17 protein-coding genes and 1 pseudogene are annotated in these 15,541 nt (G+C 71.3%); 9 read left to right on the forward strand and 9 right to left on the reverse strand.

What is annotated here, in order from left to right:
• The first annotated feature begins 352 nt into the window (after window positions 1-352).
• From AB0472_RS01435 to AB0472_RS01450, 4 genes are all read left to right on the forward strand, one after another.
• Window positions 353-2,845, forward strand: coding sequence for a nitrate- and nitrite sensing domain-containing protein (locus tag AB0472_RS01435; RefSeq protein ID WP_366352345.1), 2,493 nt, complete (start codon window positions 353-355; stop codon window positions 2,843-2,845).
• Window positions 2,842-3,276, forward strand: coding sequence for a roadblock/LC7 domain-containing protein (locus tag AB0472_RS01440; RefSeq protein ID WP_366352347.1), 435 nt, complete (start codon window positions 2,842-2,844; stop codon window positions 3,274-3,276). The genes AB0472_RS01435 and AB0472_RS01440 overlap by 4 nt, the downstream gene beginning before the upstream one ends.
• 16 nt (window positions 3,277-3,292) lie before the next feature.
• The gene (locus AB0472_RS01445; protein WP_366352350.1) at window positions 3,293-3,856 is read left to right on the forward strand and encodes a DUF742 domain-containing protein; all 564 of its coding nucleotides are present in this window, start codon (window positions 3,293-3,295) and stop codon (window positions 3,854-3,856) included.
• A gap of 190 nt (window positions 3,857-4,046) precedes the next feature.
• The gene (locus AB0472_RS01450) at window positions 4,047-4,418 is read left to right on the forward strand and encodes a BlaI/MecI/CopY family transcriptional regulator (RefSeq protein ID WP_366352352.1); all 372 of its coding nucleotides are present in this window, start codon (window positions 4,047-4,049) and stop codon (window positions 4,416-4,418) included.
• 174 nt (window positions 4,419-4,592) lie between these two features.
• Here the strand turns inward: AB0472_RS01450 and AB0472_RS01455 are convergent, their stop codons facing one another.
• The 5 genes from AB0472_RS01455 to AB0472_RS01475 all read right to left on the reverse strand — a co-directional run bounded on the left by AB0472_RS01455 (window position 4,593) and on the right by AB0472_RS01475 (window position 10,016).
• Entirely contained in the window at window positions 4,593-6,203 is a 1,611-nt protein-coding gene (locus AB0472_RS01455) for a multicopper oxidase family protein (RefSeq protein ID WP_366352696.1), read from the reverse strand.
• Between the two features lie 107 nt (window positions 6,204-6,310).
• On the reverse strand, window positions 6,311-6,760 hold the full coding sequence (locus tag AB0472_RS01460) for a hypothetical protein (protein WP_366352353.1): 450 nt from the start codon (window positions 6,758-6,760) through the stop codon (window positions 6,311-6,313).
• Window positions 6,761-6,889: 129 nt separating this feature from the next.
• Complete coding sequence (locus AB0472_RS01465) at window positions 6,890-7,462, reverse strand: hypothetical protein (protein ID WP_366352354.1); 573 nt, start codon at window positions 7,460-7,462, stop codon at window positions 6,890-6,892.
• Window positions 7,463-7,945: 483 nt separating this feature from the next.
• A complete protein-coding gene (locus tag AB0472_RS01470; RefSeq protein WP_366352356.1) occupies window positions 7,946-8,857 on the reverse strand; it encodes a M56 family metallopeptidase in 912 nt (303 codons plus the stop codon).
• A gap of 451 nt (window positions 8,858-9,308) precedes the next feature.
• Complete coding sequence (locus tag AB0472_RS01475; protein WP_366352358.1) at window positions 9,309-10,016, reverse strand: DUF4097 family beta strand repeat-containing protein; 708 nt, start codon at window positions 10,014-10,016, stop codon at window positions 9,309-9,311.
• Between the two features lie 176 nt (window positions 10,017-10,192).
• Between AB0472_RS01475 and AB0472_RS01480 the strand changes: the two are divergent.
• From AB0472_RS01480 to AB0472_RS01490, 3 genes and pseudogenes are all read left to right on the forward strand, one after another.
• Window positions 10,193-11,025: pseudogene (locus tag AB0472_RS01480) on the forward strand (alpha-amylase family glycosyl hydrolase); the annotation flags it as partial.
• A gap of 162 nt (window positions 11,026-11,187) precedes the next feature.
• A complete protein-coding gene (locus AB0472_RS01485) occupies window positions 11,188-11,451 on the forward strand; it encodes a type II toxin-antitoxin system VapB family antitoxin (RefSeq protein ID WP_366352698.1) in 264 nt (87 codons plus the stop codon).
• Entirely contained in the window at window positions 11,448-11,861 is a 414-nt protein-coding gene (locus tag AB0472_RS01490; protein WP_366352360.1) for a PIN domain nuclease, read from the forward strand. The genes AB0472_RS01485 and AB0472_RS01490 overlap by 4 nt, the downstream gene beginning before the upstream one ends.
• A gap of 321 nt (window positions 11,862-12,182) precedes the next feature.
• Here AB0472_RS01490 and AB0472_RS01495 read toward each other — a convergent pair whose 3' ends face one another.
• A complete protein-coding gene (locus AB0472_RS01495) occupies window positions 12,183-12,449 on the reverse strand; it encodes a hypothetical protein (RefSeq protein ID WP_366352362.1) in 267 nt (88 codons plus the stop codon).
• A 153-nt stretch (window positions 12,450-12,602) separates the two neighbouring features.
• The gene (locus AB0472_RS01500; protein WP_366352363.1) at window positions 12,603-13,178 is read right to left on the reverse strand and encodes a DUF5994 family protein; all 576 of its coding nucleotides are present in this window, start codon (window positions 13,176-13,178) and stop codon (window positions 12,603-12,605) included.
• Between the two features lie 285 nt (window positions 13,179-13,463).
• On the opposite strand from AB0472_RS01500, the gene AB0472_RS01505 reads away from it, so the two are divergent.
• Window positions 13,464-13,940: a DUF5994 family protein gene (locus AB0472_RS01505; protein WP_366352364.1), complete on the forward strand. Its 477-nt coding sequence runs from the start codon at window positions 13,464-13,466 to the stop codon at window positions 13,938-13,940.
• 59 nt (window positions 13,941-13,999) lie between these two features.
• Here the strand turns inward: AB0472_RS01505 and AB0472_RS01510 are convergent, their stop codons facing one another.
• On the reverse strand, window positions 14,000-14,344 hold the full coding sequence (locus tag AB0472_RS01510; RefSeq protein ID WP_366352366.1) for a hypothetical protein: 345 nt from the start codon (window positions 14,342-14,344) through the stop codon (window positions 14,000-14,002).
• Between the two features lie 194 nt (window positions 14,345-14,538).
• On the opposite strand from AB0472_RS01510, the gene AB0472_RS01515 reads away from it, so the two are divergent.
• A complete protein-coding gene (locus AB0472_RS01515) occupies window positions 14,539-14,709 on the forward strand; it encodes a hypothetical protein (protein WP_366352368.1) in 171 nt (56 codons plus the stop codon).
• Between the two features lie 489 nt (window positions 14,710-15,198).
• Here AB0472_RS01515 and AB0472_RS01520 read toward each other — a convergent pair whose 3' ends face one another.
• Window positions 15,199-15,447 (reverse strand): hypothetical protein, encoded by a 249-nt coding sequence (locus tag AB0472_RS01520; protein ID WP_362716723.1) that lies wholly within the window; start codon window positions 15,445-15,447, stop codon window positions 15,199-15,201.
• Window positions 15,448-15,541 lie beyond the last annotated feature (94 nt).

A 15,541-nucleotide genomic window follows, 5' to 3' on the forward strand; every position in this document is an offset into this window, starting at 1 on the left:
GTCGCGGACCGCGGGCGGCTTGATCTTCTTTTTGCCCGGCGGTCACCGAAACGACCGGCGTCCGAACGGAGTCGCCGACCGACCCGCGAAATCAGGAGAACCTGTGGGTAACGGTTCGATTCGCCGGCGGCGCGGCCGGCGAACGGCATTGTTGCCGTTTGCCCCGCTGCCCTAAGCTCGCCTCGGTTCCACAGCAGTTGTCGGATCGGGACACCGAGGGCGGGCACCCGGGAGAGAACACCATCGTGACAGGTCCCTGCAAGCAAGCTGTTCCGAGTACGGAGTTCATCGCGTGACCGCGGCCGGGCATACGACCACGCGCCCAGTACGACCGTCCCTGTGGGCTTCGCTCGTGCAGTGGCGGAACTGGCGGCTTCTCGTGAAACTGACGGCGGTGCTGCTCGTACCCGCCCTGCTCGCCGTCGGCCTGGGCGTCGTGCAGATCCATGGCGACGTCACCCGCGCGAACTCGTACGCGGACCTGCAACGCCTGGTCAGGATGCGTGGTCAGCTGCGGACGCTGCTGCAGGCCCTGCAGATGGAACGCACGATGTCCGTCGAGCTGCTGAGCGCCGACACCGCCGGCGCCGTCGACGATCCCGCCGGCCTGCGGCAGCAGACGCGGAGCGTCGACAGCGCGCGGACCGCCGTCGCCCGCACGGAGAAGCAGAGCGTCCCCCTCACGGGCGTCGCGGCGAATCGTTACCGTGACGCCGTCGGCCTCCTCGCCCGGCTGCCTGCCCTGCGCGCGCAGGTGGCGTCGGGCGGCATCGGTTCCTGGACCGCGCTCGACGACTACGGCACGATCATCACGGGACTGCTCGATCTGGACCAGGCACTCGGCAACCGGTTCATCAGCCCGGAACTCACCCGGTCGGCCACCGCGTTGTACGGCCTGGAGCGGGCCGAGGAGCAGATCCATCTCGAACACGCGATCCTGCTGCTGGCCGCCGGCCGGGGCCGGCCGGCGGCCCCGGCACTCCTCGACGCGCTGCAGGAGGCGGACCTGCGCCTGCGGGACAGCCTCGCCGCCTTCCGGGCCGTGGCCACCCCCGCGGAGCTCGGCGACTACCGGCGGACCGTCACCGGACCGGCCGTCGGCCGCCGCGCGCACGTGGTGAGCGACGCGCTGGCCGCGCTCCGGAGGCCGCCCGCGCAGGAGAACGCCGCCACGTCGCCGCGTGTCCCGGTCGACAGCTGGAACCGCGACTCGGAGACCACCGGTGCCCTGGTCGACAAGGCGGCGGACGGCTTCCTCCGCACCATGCGCACCACGTCCGCCAGGATGCAGGACCGGACGAGCGACCAGGCGGGTCTGGCGTCCGTCGTCCTCTTCGCGGTGCTGCTGCTCGCCCTCGCCATCGGTCTCGGGATCGGCCGGCATCTGCTGCGTTCGCTGACCGTCCTGCGCTCGACCGCCCTCGACGTGGCGGAGCACCGGCTGCCCGCCGCGGTCGAGAACATGCGCGAGGGGCGAAAGGCGAGCACCGTCGTCGACGCCGTACCGGTCCACACCACGGAGGAGTTCGGCCAGCTCGCCAGAGCGTTCGACACGGTGCACGCCGAGGCGGTGCGGCTGGCGGCGGAGCAGGCCGCGCTGCGCGGCGACCTCAGGGACACCCTGGTCAACCTCTCCCGGCGCAGCCAGAGTCTGGTGGACCGGCTGCTGCGGCTGATGGAGCAGCTCGAACGGCACGAGGAGGACCCGGAGCAACTGGCCAGCCTCTTCACGCTCGATCACCTGGCGACGCGGATGCGGCGCAACAACGAGAACATGATGGTGCTGTGCGGCAGCACCCTGGTGCGCGCCTCCCAGAGCGCGGCGGTGGACACCGTGCTGAGGGGTGCGGTCTCCGAGATCGAGCACTACCGGCGCGTGCTCGTCCAGCCCGGCCCCGCGGTCGACGTGATCGGGTACGCGGCCGGTGACCTGGGGCGGCTGGTCGCCGAACTGCTCGACAACGCCACCGCGTTCTCCCCGCCGCACACCCAGGTGGTCGTCGGGGGCGCCCTGGAGGGCGACGGTTCGCTGCTGATCGAGATCCAGGACGAGGGGATCGGGATGAGCGCCGGCGACCTCGCCAGGTCCAACCGGCGCGTGGCGACCGGCACCGCCGCGGACACCCCCGCGTCCCGGCAGCTGGGCCTGCTCGTGGTCGGCCGCCTGGCCGACCGGCACGGCATCGGTGTCAGCCTGAGCTCGCGGCCGGGCGCGAAGGGACTGCGGGCACGTGTACGGGTACCGGCGAAGCTGGTCACGGCGCAGGCGCCGGCTCCGGCGACCGGCGCGGACCAGCCTGGCACTGCGTCCGAACACCCCGCGGGCGCGCTTCCGGTACGGACACGCGGCGGCCGGAAGGACCCCGCCGGCCCGGCGTCCCGCCCGTCGCGGCAGCCGGTCGGCGCCACCACGACGACGGCTCCCGCACCGGCCGACGACGGCGCGGCCGACGACGCGGCCCGGAAACCCGCCGCCCCGTCGTGGTTCACCGTTACCGCGACGACGGAGCCCGCCCCCGTCCCGCGGACGCCCACACCCACACCCGCACCAGCTCCCGCTCCCGCTCCCGCTCCCGCTCCCGCCGACAGGCTCGCCGCCGGGTGCGACGCGGCGGAGCCCCCCGGCCGGCCGGGCGGGCGCACGCAGGCCGGGTTGCCCCGAAGGGTGCCGCGCACCCGGTCCGCTCCGGCCGGGCCCGAGCGGACCGCCGCCGGGGACGGGGCGGCCGCGAGCACCAAGGCCGACCGCGCCCAGAACTTCCTCAGCAGCTACCAGTCGGGCATCCGTCGGACACAGCCCGACCAGACGCACAACTCATCGGAAACGGGCAGGAAGAACCCATGACCTCACCCCAGTCCCCGGAGGTGAGCCAGTTCGGATGGCTGGTCACCAACTTCACGCAACGCGTTCCCCAGGTGGCGCACGCCGTGGTGATCTCGGCCGACGGACTGCTGCTCACCGCGTCGGACCAGTTGCCCGGCGACCGTGCCGAACAGCTCTCCACCGTCGCGGCGGGTGCCGTCAGCCTCATCCAGGGGGCCGCCGACTGCCTGGACACCGGGAAGGCGCTGCGCACCGTGGTCCAGATGGAGCACGGCAACATGCTGATGATGTCCGTCCGGGACGGGTCCTGCCTGGTCGCGCTGGCCGCTCCGGACTGCGAGATCGGCCAGATCGCCTACGAGATGACCGTGCTCGTCGACCAGGTCGGCGAGCTGCTGACCCCGGAACTGCGCACCGAGCTGCAGCAGTTCCAGCAGGCCGCGGCCCGCTAGCCCGGACGAGGAGACCATGGGCACCGGTGAAGGGCCGCCCGGCCCTCGAAGAGACCAGGACGCGGAGGACGCACAGACCTTCGCCGACGTGCTCAACGCGTTCAGTTTCGGCACCCCACGGCGCCGGCGGAAGACCTCCGGCGCCGGTGACACGCCACGGCCCGCGGCGCACGACGACGAGGCCGCGCCGCCGCCCTCCGCACCGACGGGCCACCAGCAGGCCACGTGGGAGCCGGGGGCGGCGGCGGCAGCCTTCGTCCGCGCCTACGTGTGGACGGGCGGCCGGACCAGCTCGCACCACCACTTCGAGGTCGAGACCCTGGTCACCGCCGCCGGCCCGGACGGCGAGCCGGACACCGTCACCCCGTGGGACCGCGCGGTGCTCGATCTGTGCCGCGAACCCAGGTCGGTGGCGGAGGTGGCGGCACTCCTCGCGGTGCCGCTGGGCGTGGCCAAGGTCCTCCTCGGTGACCTGGCGGACCGCGGCATGGTCATCGTCCACGAGACGGCGACCGCCGCGGGCGATGCCCCGCCGCAGGCGCTGATGGAGCGGGTGCTGTCGAGTCTGCGCCGGCTCTGACGGGCACCGTGCGGGCCGCGGTCACGGTCCGGGGCCCCGTCGCCCGGGCCGGCCTCGACGGCCGCGTCCCGCAGCACGCCCGGCAGGCCGCGCGGGGCGGGCCCGTCCTGACCCGGGCCACCCCACCGGCCGTACCGCAGCCTTTACGATGACCCCCTTATCACCGCGGTGCAGAACGGAGACGCTGGGCATGCGACGGCTGGGCGATCTGGAGGCGGAGATCATGGACCGTCTGTGGAGGTGGAGGCGCCCGGCGACCGTGCGCGAGATCGTCGACGACATCAACCGGACCCGGCCCGTCGCCTACACCACCGTGATGACCGTGGCCAACATCCTGCACAGCAAGGGCTGGCTGGTACGCGAGCAGAAGGACGGCCGGGCCTGGCTGTACGAACCGGTCCGCACCCGGGAGGAGTACTCGGCCGCCCTCATGGAGGACGCCCTGAGCACCAGCGAGGACCGGCCGGTGGCGCTGACCCACTTCGTGGACCAGATGTCGTCCACCGAGATCGCCGCGCTCCGCAAGGCCCTGCGCAACGCGGGAAGACGCGCCGAGACGTAACCGGCTCCGCCGGCGGACAGGGTCGCGAAGGCCGGGCACGCGGGGCCGCTCGCGGAACCCGGCCGGCAGGCGGACGGGTGACGCCGTCGCGCCGCGCGCGAACGGCCGAGGCCGCCGGCTCTTCCGTCGGCACGGCGGTGACGGTGCCGACGGAAGAGCCCGCTCCGACGTTCGTCAGGCCTGGTAGGCCACCAGCGCCATCATGCCGGCCTCGCCGTGGTAGGCGTTGTGGCAGTGCAGCATCCACTGGCCCGGGTTGTCGGCGTCGAAGTGGACGGACACGGTCTTCTTCGGCAGCACGATGGTGGTGTCCTTGCGGGGGCCGTCGGTGCCGAGCTGGTAGGTGTGGCCGTGCAGGTGCATCGGATGCCACATCGTCGTCCGGTTCACGAAGTCCAGGCGGACCCGCTCGCCCTGCTTGACCAGGAGGGGGTTCGCGGTCGGGTTGCTCATGTCGAACCGCCTGCCGTTGATGCCCCAGTCGTACCGGCCCATGCCGCCGGTCAGCTCGATACGGTGCACCCGGTCGGCCTTCCTCGTCGCCAGCCGGACGTCGTCCGCCGCCGTCAGCCTGGAGGCGGTCATGACGACGCCGTCGAGTTCCCGCGGGCGGACGGCCGGTGTCGGTGCGCTGCCGGAACCGGTTCGGACCAGCGCCAGGCCGCCGGCGTCCTTGCCCTCGGCGAGGGCGACCAGCGGGAAGACCCCGTCCGCGAGGGTGACCAGGACGTCGTACCGCTCCCCCATGCCGACGAGCAGGGCATCGGCCTGCCGGTGCTGAACGGGGTATCCGTCGGTGTGGGTGACGGTCAGCCTGTGCCCGCCGAGCGCCACCCGGTAGGCCGTGTCGCCGCCCGCGTTGACGACGCGCAGCCGCACCCGCCTGCCCGGCTTGCCGGTGTACACGTCGGGGTCGGCCGGGACACGTCCGTTGACCAGGTGGTACGGGTACTTCACGTCGCCCGCGTCGCCGCCGAGCAGCCTGCTCCGGGCCCCCATGGCCATGAACTTCGTCGAAATGCCGCCGGAGCCGGACGGCGCGGCGCTCGCGTCCGAACCACCGCTGTCCATGCTCGTGTTGGACATGTCCATCCCGCCCATGCCCTCCATGCCCTCCATGTCTCCCATATCCGCCATGTCTCCCATGCCGTGCCCGATCTCGGCGTAGACCTCGTCGGGGGTGCCGGTGACACCGTCGACCCAGTCGTCGAGAACGACGACCCACTCGTCGTCGTACCGGAGCGGTTCCTCGGGGTCCTCCACGACGAGCGGGGCGTACAGCCCCCGGTCGAGCTGGACGCCGACGTGCGGATGGAAGAAGTAGGTGCCGGGGGCGTCGGCGACGAAGCGGTAGGTGAAGTTGCCGCCGGCACGTACGGCGGCCTGGGTGGCCGGGGGTACGCCGTCCATGTCGGCGCGCAGGGCCATGCCGTGCCAGTGGATGGAGGTGGTGGTCCTGTCCGGCAGCTGGTTGGACAGCTCGGCGGCGAGCGTGTCGCCCACCGACAGCCGCAGTTCCCGGCCCGGGGTCCGGCCGTCGAAGGCCCAGCTGGACGCCGTGACCCCACCGCCGAGGTCGAGCACGGCGCGCGCGGCGGTCAGGGTCGCGTGCTGCGTCCTGCCGGTGGTCCTGCGCTTCCTCTCGACGGCGACGACCGTCGGGTCGTCGGGGCTGACCAGGGCCGGGGTGGAGCTGCCGGAGCCGCTGCTGCACGCGGCGAGCGCGCCCGCGCCCGCGGCGCCGAGCCCGGCCAGCAGGACGGAGCGGCGGTTGATGCCGTACATGTCGTTCACGTGGGAAGTCCTCTACTCGATGTGCCGTCGGCCGGACTGCGCGCGGGCAGCACCGCTCGCGCACCCGGGGGGCGCGGCGGCGGCTCGCGGGGTCCGGCCTAGAGCAACAGCCGGGAGAGGACGGAGAGATCGGGGGGCGCACGGTACGACGTCCCGGCCGGATCGCGCGGGGCGGACACGGAACGGAAGGCATCCGACCGGACGGCGGTGCCGGCGGCAGGCGGCGGCAGGAGTTTCGCCGTGCTCACGTCCCCGGCCGAACAGTGCTGCATGGTCGCACCCCAGCAGGCGCCGCCCTCGTCGTCCATCGCCGTGTGCCCGGCGGTCAGGACCGTGCCGCGTGCGGCGGAGACGGCCGTCGAGGTCACGGCGGCCCGGGTGTGGTCCGTGCCCGCCGTCGCGCTCATGGAGTGGGCGGGCGTGGCAGCGTACGCCGTGTCGTGGTGGACGAGTACGGCGAGCGCGGCAAGCAGTGCGACGACCATGGCCCGGGCGCAGCGCGCTGCGCCGCCTCGGGGTCCGGCCTGCCGGTCTGTGGCTGTCGTCATCGCCTTCCGCGCTCCGTCCCGTCCGACACGATCCATCCACTATACCCGCCAGGGGTATATGGAACTACTAAGCGAGCTACGCACACGGCGTCGGCCGGCGACCGGCCTCCGCGGGGCACGCGACGCCCGTCATCCCGAGGCGGCCGACTTCTTGCCCGCCGGCGTCACGGCGAACCACGAGCCGTTCCTGCCCTGGCCGTTCATCTCGCCGGCCTTGGTGTCGCCCATGTAGCGGTACAGCGGCCAGCCGGCGAGGGTGACCTGCTTCATGCCGTCGTCGCGGGTGAGGACGCCGACCTTGGCCTGGACGCCCATCCCCTCAGGGGTGCCGTCGGCCATGACCGGCATCCAGGTCCGCGCACAGTCGCCGGTGCACATCGACATGTTCACCTGGTCCTTGGCGTAGCGGTAGAGCGTGAAGCCCTTGGCGTCGGTGACCACGGCCCCCATGCCGGACATCGTCCTGGACATCAGCATGTTCGTGCTGACCATGTGACCGGCGGCGCCGCCCGGGGCGGACGAGCCGCCGTCGGCGGGTGCCGTGGTGCCTGCGGGGGCGGAGGCGGCCGGTGCGGCCGCGCCGGTGTTCGTGGCGTCGCCGCCGGACGATCCACACGCGGTGAGCAGCAGCGCCGAGGCGACGCCCAAGGCCATGACGAGGGCAATGCGGTGCCGGGACACGAAGTTCTCCCTTGTTGTCACGCGGGTTATCTACTGATGTCCTTAGTACGTTCGTGGACGGCGGACCGTTCAGTCACAGGAGACGCACATGACGAGACCTTTACCGTTCCCCTTCACGACGCCACCGCCGTGAGTTCCCGTCAGGGACGCGCGGCCGAGCGGCCCGAGCGCGCCGGCAGGGCAACGCAGCCGGCCCGGACCGCGCCCGACGCCGCGAGCACCCACCAGGCCGGTTCCGGGCACCCCGTCGGCCGGCGGCGTCCCGGACCGCGCCGGTGGTCAGTTGCCCGGCGTGCGCCGGAAGCCGTGGCCCTCGCCCGCGAAGGGGAGCGGTGCCTGCGGCCTGCCCTCCGGGACGGCCGTCCACCGGCTCACCGCCGTCACCCGGCGGGATTGCGCCCGGCGGGCCGGATCGGCGTCCTCAGGACGGCGATCGGGGCACCGTCGGGCGTTCCTGCTGCGCGCAACGCCCAAACGTTGGACATGACAGGGGTCCTGTCGCGGTCACGGCACGCACGCCACCGTCAGAGGCAGGAGCGGAGCCACGACCGTGGCCGCCACCACGCCCAGCCGTGCCACGCGGTGCGGCCGGGGCTGCGGCGCCAGGACGCGCCGCAGCCGGATCAGAACTCCCGATCCCCCCGCCCCCAGCGCCGCCGCCGGCACCCGTCCCGCCGCGACCTCGCACATCGCCGTCGCCAACGCCGCCCTCGAGTGGTGCCGCAGGGCGCGGTCGTCCGCGATCATCTCCAGCAGCAGGTTCGTCTGCTCCTTGGCGTGCCGGGCGAGCGGCAGACCACGGAACGCGCGCGAGAACGCGTCCACCAGGATCTTCACCAGGTGATGCCTGCCCGCGATGTGAGCGCGCTCATGGTCCAGTACGGCGCGCAGTTGCTCGTCCGTGAGGACGTCCAGCGCGCCGCTGGTGACGACCACCCGGGCGCGGCGACCGCCCAGGCAGTACACGGCGGGGATGCCGTAGTGGACGACAGTGGCGTCGTACCCGGGCGCGGGTTCGCCGACGAGTGTGAGCACGTCCAGCTGCCGGTTCCGGGCCCGTCGCGCCCGCCAGGCGCACCGGACCAGCCATCCGGCCGGCAGCAGGACGATCACGGCGGGTGCCGCGATCGCCAGGACGTCGCCGAAGGTGGGCGGCGCGGCGCCGCCCGAAGAGGCGTCCGCGGGCAGTCCGCACGCGGTGAGCAGCCCGATCAGCCCGTCGTGCACATGCTGTTCGGCCGTCACCACGTGGTACGCCGAGAGGGCGGTGGCGACGACGAAGGTGGCCATGAGGCCCTGCCACGCCAGGACCGCGGCAGCCGGCGACCGGTGCGCCCACGAGGCCCTGGCCAGCGCGGGCGGAACCACGGCACCCACCAGGACCGCGTATCCGACCAGCCCCGCGGCTGTGATCATGCGCTGACCGCCTCTTCACCTCTCGGAGCGCCGAGCGTAGCGCCTCCGCTTCCCCCGCAACTCACCTGTTCCACGAAACCGTCCCGGTCCCGTGATCCAGGGGGGAGGCCGCGGCAACACGCCCACCAGGCCGGACCCGCCCCGCCCGGCACCCGCGACCTGACGTTCTCCGGCGTCTGCGCGTGCGCGCCGGACGGTGTCGATCGGCCGCCCGGGGTCTCGCAGGCAGCCGATCCGTGCCGGGACGTCGAGGCGGTCGGTTGAAGCCGACGCTCCACCTCTGGGCGATCGTGGTGTTGCAGGTGTAGAGCTGAACCGCCAGGTTCGAGGCACCCGAGGCACCGGGCCCGTCCCGGGGCGGAACTGGAGTACCGCTACGACGAAGCCGCCGGCAGGGGGGACGGACGAGAGACGGTTGGAAGGCTGTGACCAGTGGCCGCCCCGAAGAAAGTCACCGGCCTGTCGACTTCACAGTCAAGTCACCGTTCTTTGTCGACAGATCCAGGTGGTACCTGCCCGACGGGTCGTTCTTGAACGCCACCTTCTTGTCGCCGTTGGAGTCGCTCGCCGAGATCCGGTAGTCGGCGGGCGGGGCCGTGACCGTGAGGCCGCCACTGCTCGTGCGGGCCGTGATGTTCTGCGGGGTGACCGTCTGGATCGTCACCTCGCCGTTCGACGTCTGCGTGTCGATGTCGCCGCCCTTGGTGTCCTTCACGTGGACGTCACCGTTGGAGGTGCGCAGCTTCACCGGGCCCGTCGCCGTGGTCACCGTGATCTCGCCGTTGTCCGTGTGCACATCGACCACGCCGACATCGCTCAGTGTGAGGCTGCCGTTGGACGTGCCTCCCGTCACCACGAGGCCGGCGGGCACCTTGACAACGTAGTCGACGCCGCAGGTCTTGCCGCAACCGGAGAGCGTCAGGACGCCGTTCTCGACGCTGAACGAGGTACCGCTCGGCTTGTCACCGCGGTAGCTGACCTTGCGGTGCACGGAGGCCGTGGAGACGTCCGCCGAGGCGTCCACCTCCACCCCGCCGTTCCTGCTGTCGAGGCGGATCGAGGTGATCTTCTGGGGCACCTTGGCATCGTCCTCGAAGGTCTTCTGGTCGAGGACCGAGCACGCGGAGAGCCCGCCGCCGGTCAGAGCGGCCAGAGCCACTGCCGCAAGGAGACGCGTCTGCAGGCGTCGCATGAGGTTCCCCCGTGTGCATCGAGTCGGATCGCGATCAGTCACTGCGACCCTACGCAGCCACCGTCCCGCCCACGATGGGGAAAACCCCCCAATGCCCAGACCGCGGTGAGCCCTGTGCAGCCCCTCCGCCGAAGGAACCCGCCATGTCCACCACCCCCTGGTGGCGCAGCGCCGTCATCCACCAGGCCTACATCCGCAGCTTCGCCGACAGCAACGGCGACGGCGTCGGCGACATCGCCGGCCTGCGCTCCCGCCTGCCCCACCTGAAATCACTCGGCGTGGACGCCCTGTGGATCAACCCCTGGTACACGTCACCCATGGCGGACGGCGGCTACGACATCGCCGACCTCCGCGCCATCGACCCCCTGTTCGGCTCCCTCGCCGACGCCGAACAACTCATCACCGCCGCCCACCGGCACGGCATCCGCGTCATCCCCGACATCGTGCCCAACCACCTCTCCGACCGGCACATCCGGTTCCAGGCCGCCCCGACCGCCGGCCCCCGGCAGCCCGGAGCGAGAACGCCTCGTCTTCCGCCCCGGCCGCGGCCCCGACGGCGCCGAGCCGCCCAACAACTGGGTGTCCGGCTTCGGCGGCCCGGCCTGGACCCGCGTGCCCGACGGCGAGTGGTACCTGCACCTCTTCCCCCCCCAGCAGCCCGACCTCAACTGGCAACACCCCGACGTTCAGGGCGAGTTCGAGTCCATCCTGCGCTTCTGGTTCGGCCGGGGCGTCGACGGCTTCCGCATCGACGTCGCCCACGGCCTCATCGAGGACCCCGAACCGCCCGACCTGACGGACAGCCAGACCCCACACCCCCACTGGGACCGCGACGACGTCCACGACATCTACCGCACCTGGCGCAAGATCGCCGACGAATACCCCCGGCGAGCGCACCTTCGTCGCCGAAGCCTGGACCGACACCCCCGACCGGCTCGCCGCCTACGTCCGCCCCGGCGGCCTGCACACCGCCTTCTGGTTGCAATTCCGCGCCGTTCACGACGATGCCGCCAGGCAGGGGAGGCGATCTCGCCTTCAGGCTCACCGCACAGCTCCGCGACCGCCGGCACATGGAATATACAAAAGATCTTGTATCTTGATATACCCTTCTCGATACACTCAAGCGGAGGAGGTCACCATGAGTCGTACGGTCATCGATCTCGACGACGAGGCGCTGGAAGAGGCAGCCAGAGAGCTCGGCACCTCCACCAAACGCGACACCATCAACACGGCGCTGCGGGAAGTCACGGCCCGCTACCGGCGCCTGCGGGCACTCGACGAGGCCCGCGAACTGGTGGCCGAGGGCGCTCTGGACGTCGACCTGCTGATGGACAAGCGCGCATACCGCCCCACGAGCGCAGACGCGGCCCGCGATGACCGCGACGCCGGAGCGGACGCGTGACCGTCGCCGACTACCTCATCGACACCTCCGCCCTCGCCCGCGTCCTCCTCCGCCAGAACACTGCCGAATGGGACGCCAGGATCGGCGCCGGCCTCGTCGCGATCTGCGACCTCACCGAACTGGAAGTCCTCTACTCGGCCCGTTCCGCCACGGACCGCACCCGCTTGAAAGCAGCACTCGACGCCCACTACGCCTGGTGCCCCATGCCCGACGGTGTCTACCGCCGCTCCCGCGTCATCCAGGAACAGTTGACCGCCAAGGGAGAACACCGCAGCGCGGGCCCCGTGGACCTCCTGGTGGCCGCAGCCGCGGAAGAAGCGGGACTCACTCTGCTCCACTACGACCGCGACTTCGAAACCATCGCCCGCGCGACAGGGCAGCCGGTCCGCACGATCGACCTCAGGCAGTGAAGTTCGCGCGGTGCCGACGGGCACCGAGCTTATGACCGACCCGCCGCCTGGCGGTCAGTCCGCTGCGGCCTGGACCGTCTCCCGACACCCAGGGGTCACCGGGCGACACCACTTCCGGATCCTCGCGTCCAGCCGGCGTCCAGAATTCCACGTCCAGACGCCCGCACAGCCCACCCACGACCACCTGCCAGGCCCTTCACGTGTGCAGGAGGGCCTTCAGTCGTGCTCTTCCACCTCGGTCTTCGTGTGCCGGATCGCCGGCGAGGCGGTGACCGCGTCCTTCCCCTGTGCGGGGGTGGGTTCCGGGGCCCGTGGGGGCTCTCAGGTCTCGTCGGCGTGGGCGCCGGTGCCGACGGAGCTCCGGCTGGCGGCCAGCCAGGAGCGGGCGGGGCCGGCGGGTGTTGCAGTGTCCACGGTGAGGTGGAGGCGGGTGGCGCCGTCCAGGCCGGGATAGCTGCGCTGTTCCGCTCCGGCGAAGCAGTGGCGAAGCGCCTCCGCGACCGCTCGGGCGGCTTCGGGCGTGTGCGCGATGATCCGTACCTCGGCGTGCCCGAGCGAGGCCAGTGTCTGGGTCTCGATGTACTTCACGTGGGCGTGTTCCCTTCGGGGTGGGCGAGAAAGCCGGGAGGTCTCGGCAGGGGGTCGCGTGCGCCGTGCTGAGCATGGGGCAGGTGGATCAGGCGCATCCGGATGCCGATCGCGAGGACGATCACGCGATGATGACGAGGGTCTCCACAGAACTCACCTCCGGCCGTTTCCGGACAGTGGGAGGGCGCTTCGCCGCATTGGCATCCCGAAGGGGGACATGCAGGCCCCGCCTTCGCCCTCCCAGGTGGCTTCCCGGAGCACGGCGTCACGGATGCCGCGCCCCATGGCGGCTTCGTCGCTCATCAGGACGCCCGCGGTCAGGACGCTGCCCGGGATCGCTGCGGCGGACATCAGCCGGGCCGCGGCCGCGGGTGCGGTCTCGGGCGGGACGACAAGGAGGTCCCAGCGCCCGACGGTGTAGGAGAGCAGGATGATCTTGTCGGGGTCCTGTTCTGTGAACCAGCCCACGTGCAGCTTGCGCCCGTGGGCGGCAACCGTGTGCGGGACGACGGGCCAGCGGGTGGGGTTCACGGTCACGCGCGTGATGCGCCCCCAGGGATTCTCCAGGGCGGCGGCGAGCGGTGGGAGCTCGGCTTCGAGGTCGCGGGAGTAGGGCCACCAGGCCCCGTCCAGCCGGCCGGCGAGCGTGGTCTTCGGGGTGAGGGACAAGCGTGCCGGAAGCTCTGCGGCGAGGTCGCGGGGCGCAGTCCGGTCGAAGGTCGTGGTCATGATGCGGACCTGCCCCCGGGCTGCCCGTCGACAGCCCGGTTTTTCGTGATCGCCGGAAATGACACCCGCGTGAAAGCCGGTGTGCGAAGTACCTCCGGTGCTTTGACTGTACGCCTGTTCGGCGGACCTTGACCGCCGTGACCAGGTATTTTCCGGCGGATGCCGGATCGGGCGGCGGGAGTATCGTAAAACGACGGCGGGCTCGTGCACGTCGCCGGGCAGGCACCGGCGTCGGCCGCGAACTGCGACGACGCACGGCCGCACCCCATAGACGGGCAGACTCACATGGCTGACACCGACCTTCCCCACCCGCCCCGACGGCTGCTGCCGGATGCGATCCACCAGGCGGTCGAACCGGGTACGGCCCTGCTGCGGCTGGAGACCACGCGGTCCAGGGAGGGGCTCCTGGACGGCGCGTGGTGGCCCCGTACCCGCGACATCGAGACCGAGCTGCCCGTGCTGATCCGCGTGTTGACCGGTCATCTTGGGCCGATCACCCGCGTGGGTGTGGACGCGGCCGCCTGGAACGGCCTCCCGACTCGCCTGGTCATCGACGACCAGGTCGTGCACCTCGACTCGGACCCGGTCGGCGACAACACCGTCCTCATCACCCGCGGCCACAACGACCACTTCGCCCTGTTGGTGGTTCCCCCGGACACCACCGCCGACGCCGCCCGCGAAGCGATGGCCCGCGCCGTCCGCGCCGACAACATCACCGAGGCCGCTCAGATCCTCATCGCCACCACGCCCAAACCTGAATAGGACCAGGTCGTTGACCGGGGAGTTCACTGAAGGGCGCGGATGGCGAGACCGGCCGGACACTACGTACGCCCTGGCCGACGGATGTGTACGAGCTCGGGCCGCAGCGGCAGGCCGCCGTCGATCGCGGCTTCCTCGGCTTCGGCGAGCGCCCGGTAGAGGGAGGCGACCGAGGGGTTCTTGCCCGCGTTCTTCCCGGTCTTGATGGTGAGCTTCTTCGCGATGTCGGGTACGGGGACACCTTTGTCCTTGAGGGCGACGGCGAAGGTGAGCATGTCGTCGTCGATGACCTTCGGGCGTCCGCCGTGGTTGCCTTTGGCGGCTGAGGTGACCTGGCCTTCGAGATTCTCCTCCCGGAATAGGTTGCGCTCGATCTGACCGGCGACGGCGAGGACGGCGAAGAACACGGTTCGAAAATGTGATCGCTTCCCGGGCTCTCGCAGAACTCTCGCAGATGACCGTTCATGAGAATGACAGTGCGCGACACCTATGGCCGGGGCGCCCGGTGGCCGGCCGCAGCACCGGTTTTCGTCCGGTTCCCCACCCACCGTGAGAGTGACGTCCTCCGTGGCGGGGCTGGGCCCGGTGGGACACCGCGGCGGTGTCGGGATTGGCGAGGGATGCGAAGTACTACGGCGACCGTCTCGTATACGAGTTGCTGGAGACAAATGGATGGATCCGTTACCACGCGGCCCACTGCGGGTGCGTGCAGGACCGGCTCACCGGCCATGCCGGGTCCATCGTGCTGCCCCGGGGCAAGACCGGCTCCTAGGGGTTGGTGGGGGTCCCGTTACGGAGGGCGTCCATGGGAGCGGACTGACCACCCACGCCCTTTGGGCGGCGGTCACCGGCAGGCCCGGCGCGGGATGGACGGAGACTGTGCAGGTCATCGACCGCACTCCGCAAGCCGAGGCTCACCGCGAGGCCGCGGCGGCGAAGAAGGAGCCGGCCACAGCAGCGCTGCTGAAGTACCTCACCAGCCTCACGGCGTCGGCCGGGACCGAGTGGTGCGACGCCGAGTCGTGGCCGCGCCGGCACGCTCCGCATGATCCCCCAAACGGCCCCGGTGAAACCGCCGGGGCCGTCCTTTCAGGCGCAACACGTGAGAGTGCGCAACCCACCATCCACGGTACACCTGCAGCTGGTTTCCGACCTGATTCCGTAGGCTGACGCGGAGCACGAGCACATTCTGCTCGGGACCTCAAGCACCGGCGACCGGGCCCAGAAACCGGCACGCGCCCGGCCGCCGGAAAAGCGCTTGCTATTCCGCATTGATGCGCCACTGCCCCCGGACACGGAACCAGAGTCCGGGAGCGTAGATCGATTCGACGACAGCGGCTTCGCCTTTGGTCACCCTGAGGATCCGCAATGCGCCGCTCGGAAGCAGGTCGTACTCGTACGTGGCGGGCGACTCACCTTCGGTGATGTCGTCGTAGGAGATATCCGCAGCCGCCGGCTCCGCGTATTCCTTGGGGGGCCGGTTCTCCACCAGTTTGATGAACACGCTCATACCTTCACGATAGACCTCGCTGCTTTCTCGCGTGACATGCCAGAGCCGGCGCCGAAGACGCACCACCAGTCGGGCCGTATCGGGTCGTTCCGCG

The sequence above is a fragment of the Streptomyces sp. NPDC086777 genome (assembly GCF_040702065.1).
Taxonomy (GTDB): domain Bacteria; phylum Actinomycetota; class Actinomycetes; order Streptomycetales; family Streptomycetaceae; genus Streptomyces.

Excerpts from the sequence above, each read along its gene's own strand:
- AB0472_RS01440 (WP_366352347.1), top strand. The coding sequence starts at position 2,842 with ATGACCTCACCCCAGTCCCCGGAGGTGAGCCAGTTCGGATGGCTGGTC.
- AB0472_RS01445 (WP_366352350.1), top strand. The coding sequence starts at position 3,293 with ATGGGCACCGGTGAAGGGCCGCCCGGCCCTCGAAGAGACCAGGACGCG.
- AB0472_RS01450 (WP_366352352.1), top strand. The coding sequence starts at position 4,047 with ATGCGACGGCTGGGCGATCTGGAGGCGGAGATCATGGACCGTCTGTGG.
- AB0472_RS01455 (WP_366352696.1), bottom strand. The coding sequence starts at position 6,203 with ATGTACGGCATCAACCGCCGCTCCGTCCTGCTGGCCGGGCTCGGCGCC.
- AB0472_RS01460 (WP_366352353.1), bottom strand. The coding sequence starts at position 6,760 with ATGACGACAGCCACAGACCGGCAGGCCGGACCCCGAGGCGGCGCAGCG.
- AB0472_RS01470 (WP_366352356.1), bottom strand. The coding sequence starts at position 8,857 with ATGATCACAGCCGCGGGGCTGGTCGGATACGCGGTCCTGGTGGGTGCC.
- AB0472_RS01485 (WP_366352698.1), top strand. The coding sequence starts at position 11,188 with ATGAGTCGTACGGTCATCGATCTCGACGACGAGGCGCTGGAAGAGGCA.
- AB0472_RS01500 (WP_366352363.1), bottom strand. The coding sequence starts at position 13,178 with ATGACCACGACCTTCGACCGGACTGCGCCCCGCGACCTCGCCGCAGAG.
- AB0472_RS01505 (WP_366352364.1), top strand. The coding sequence starts at position 13,464 with ATGGCTGACACCGACCTTCCCCACCCGCCCCGACGGCTGCTGCCGGAT.
- AB0472_RS01520 (WP_362716723.1), bottom strand. The coding sequence starts at position 15,447 with ATGAGCGTGTTCATCAAACTGGTGGAGAACCGGCCCCCCAAGGAATAC.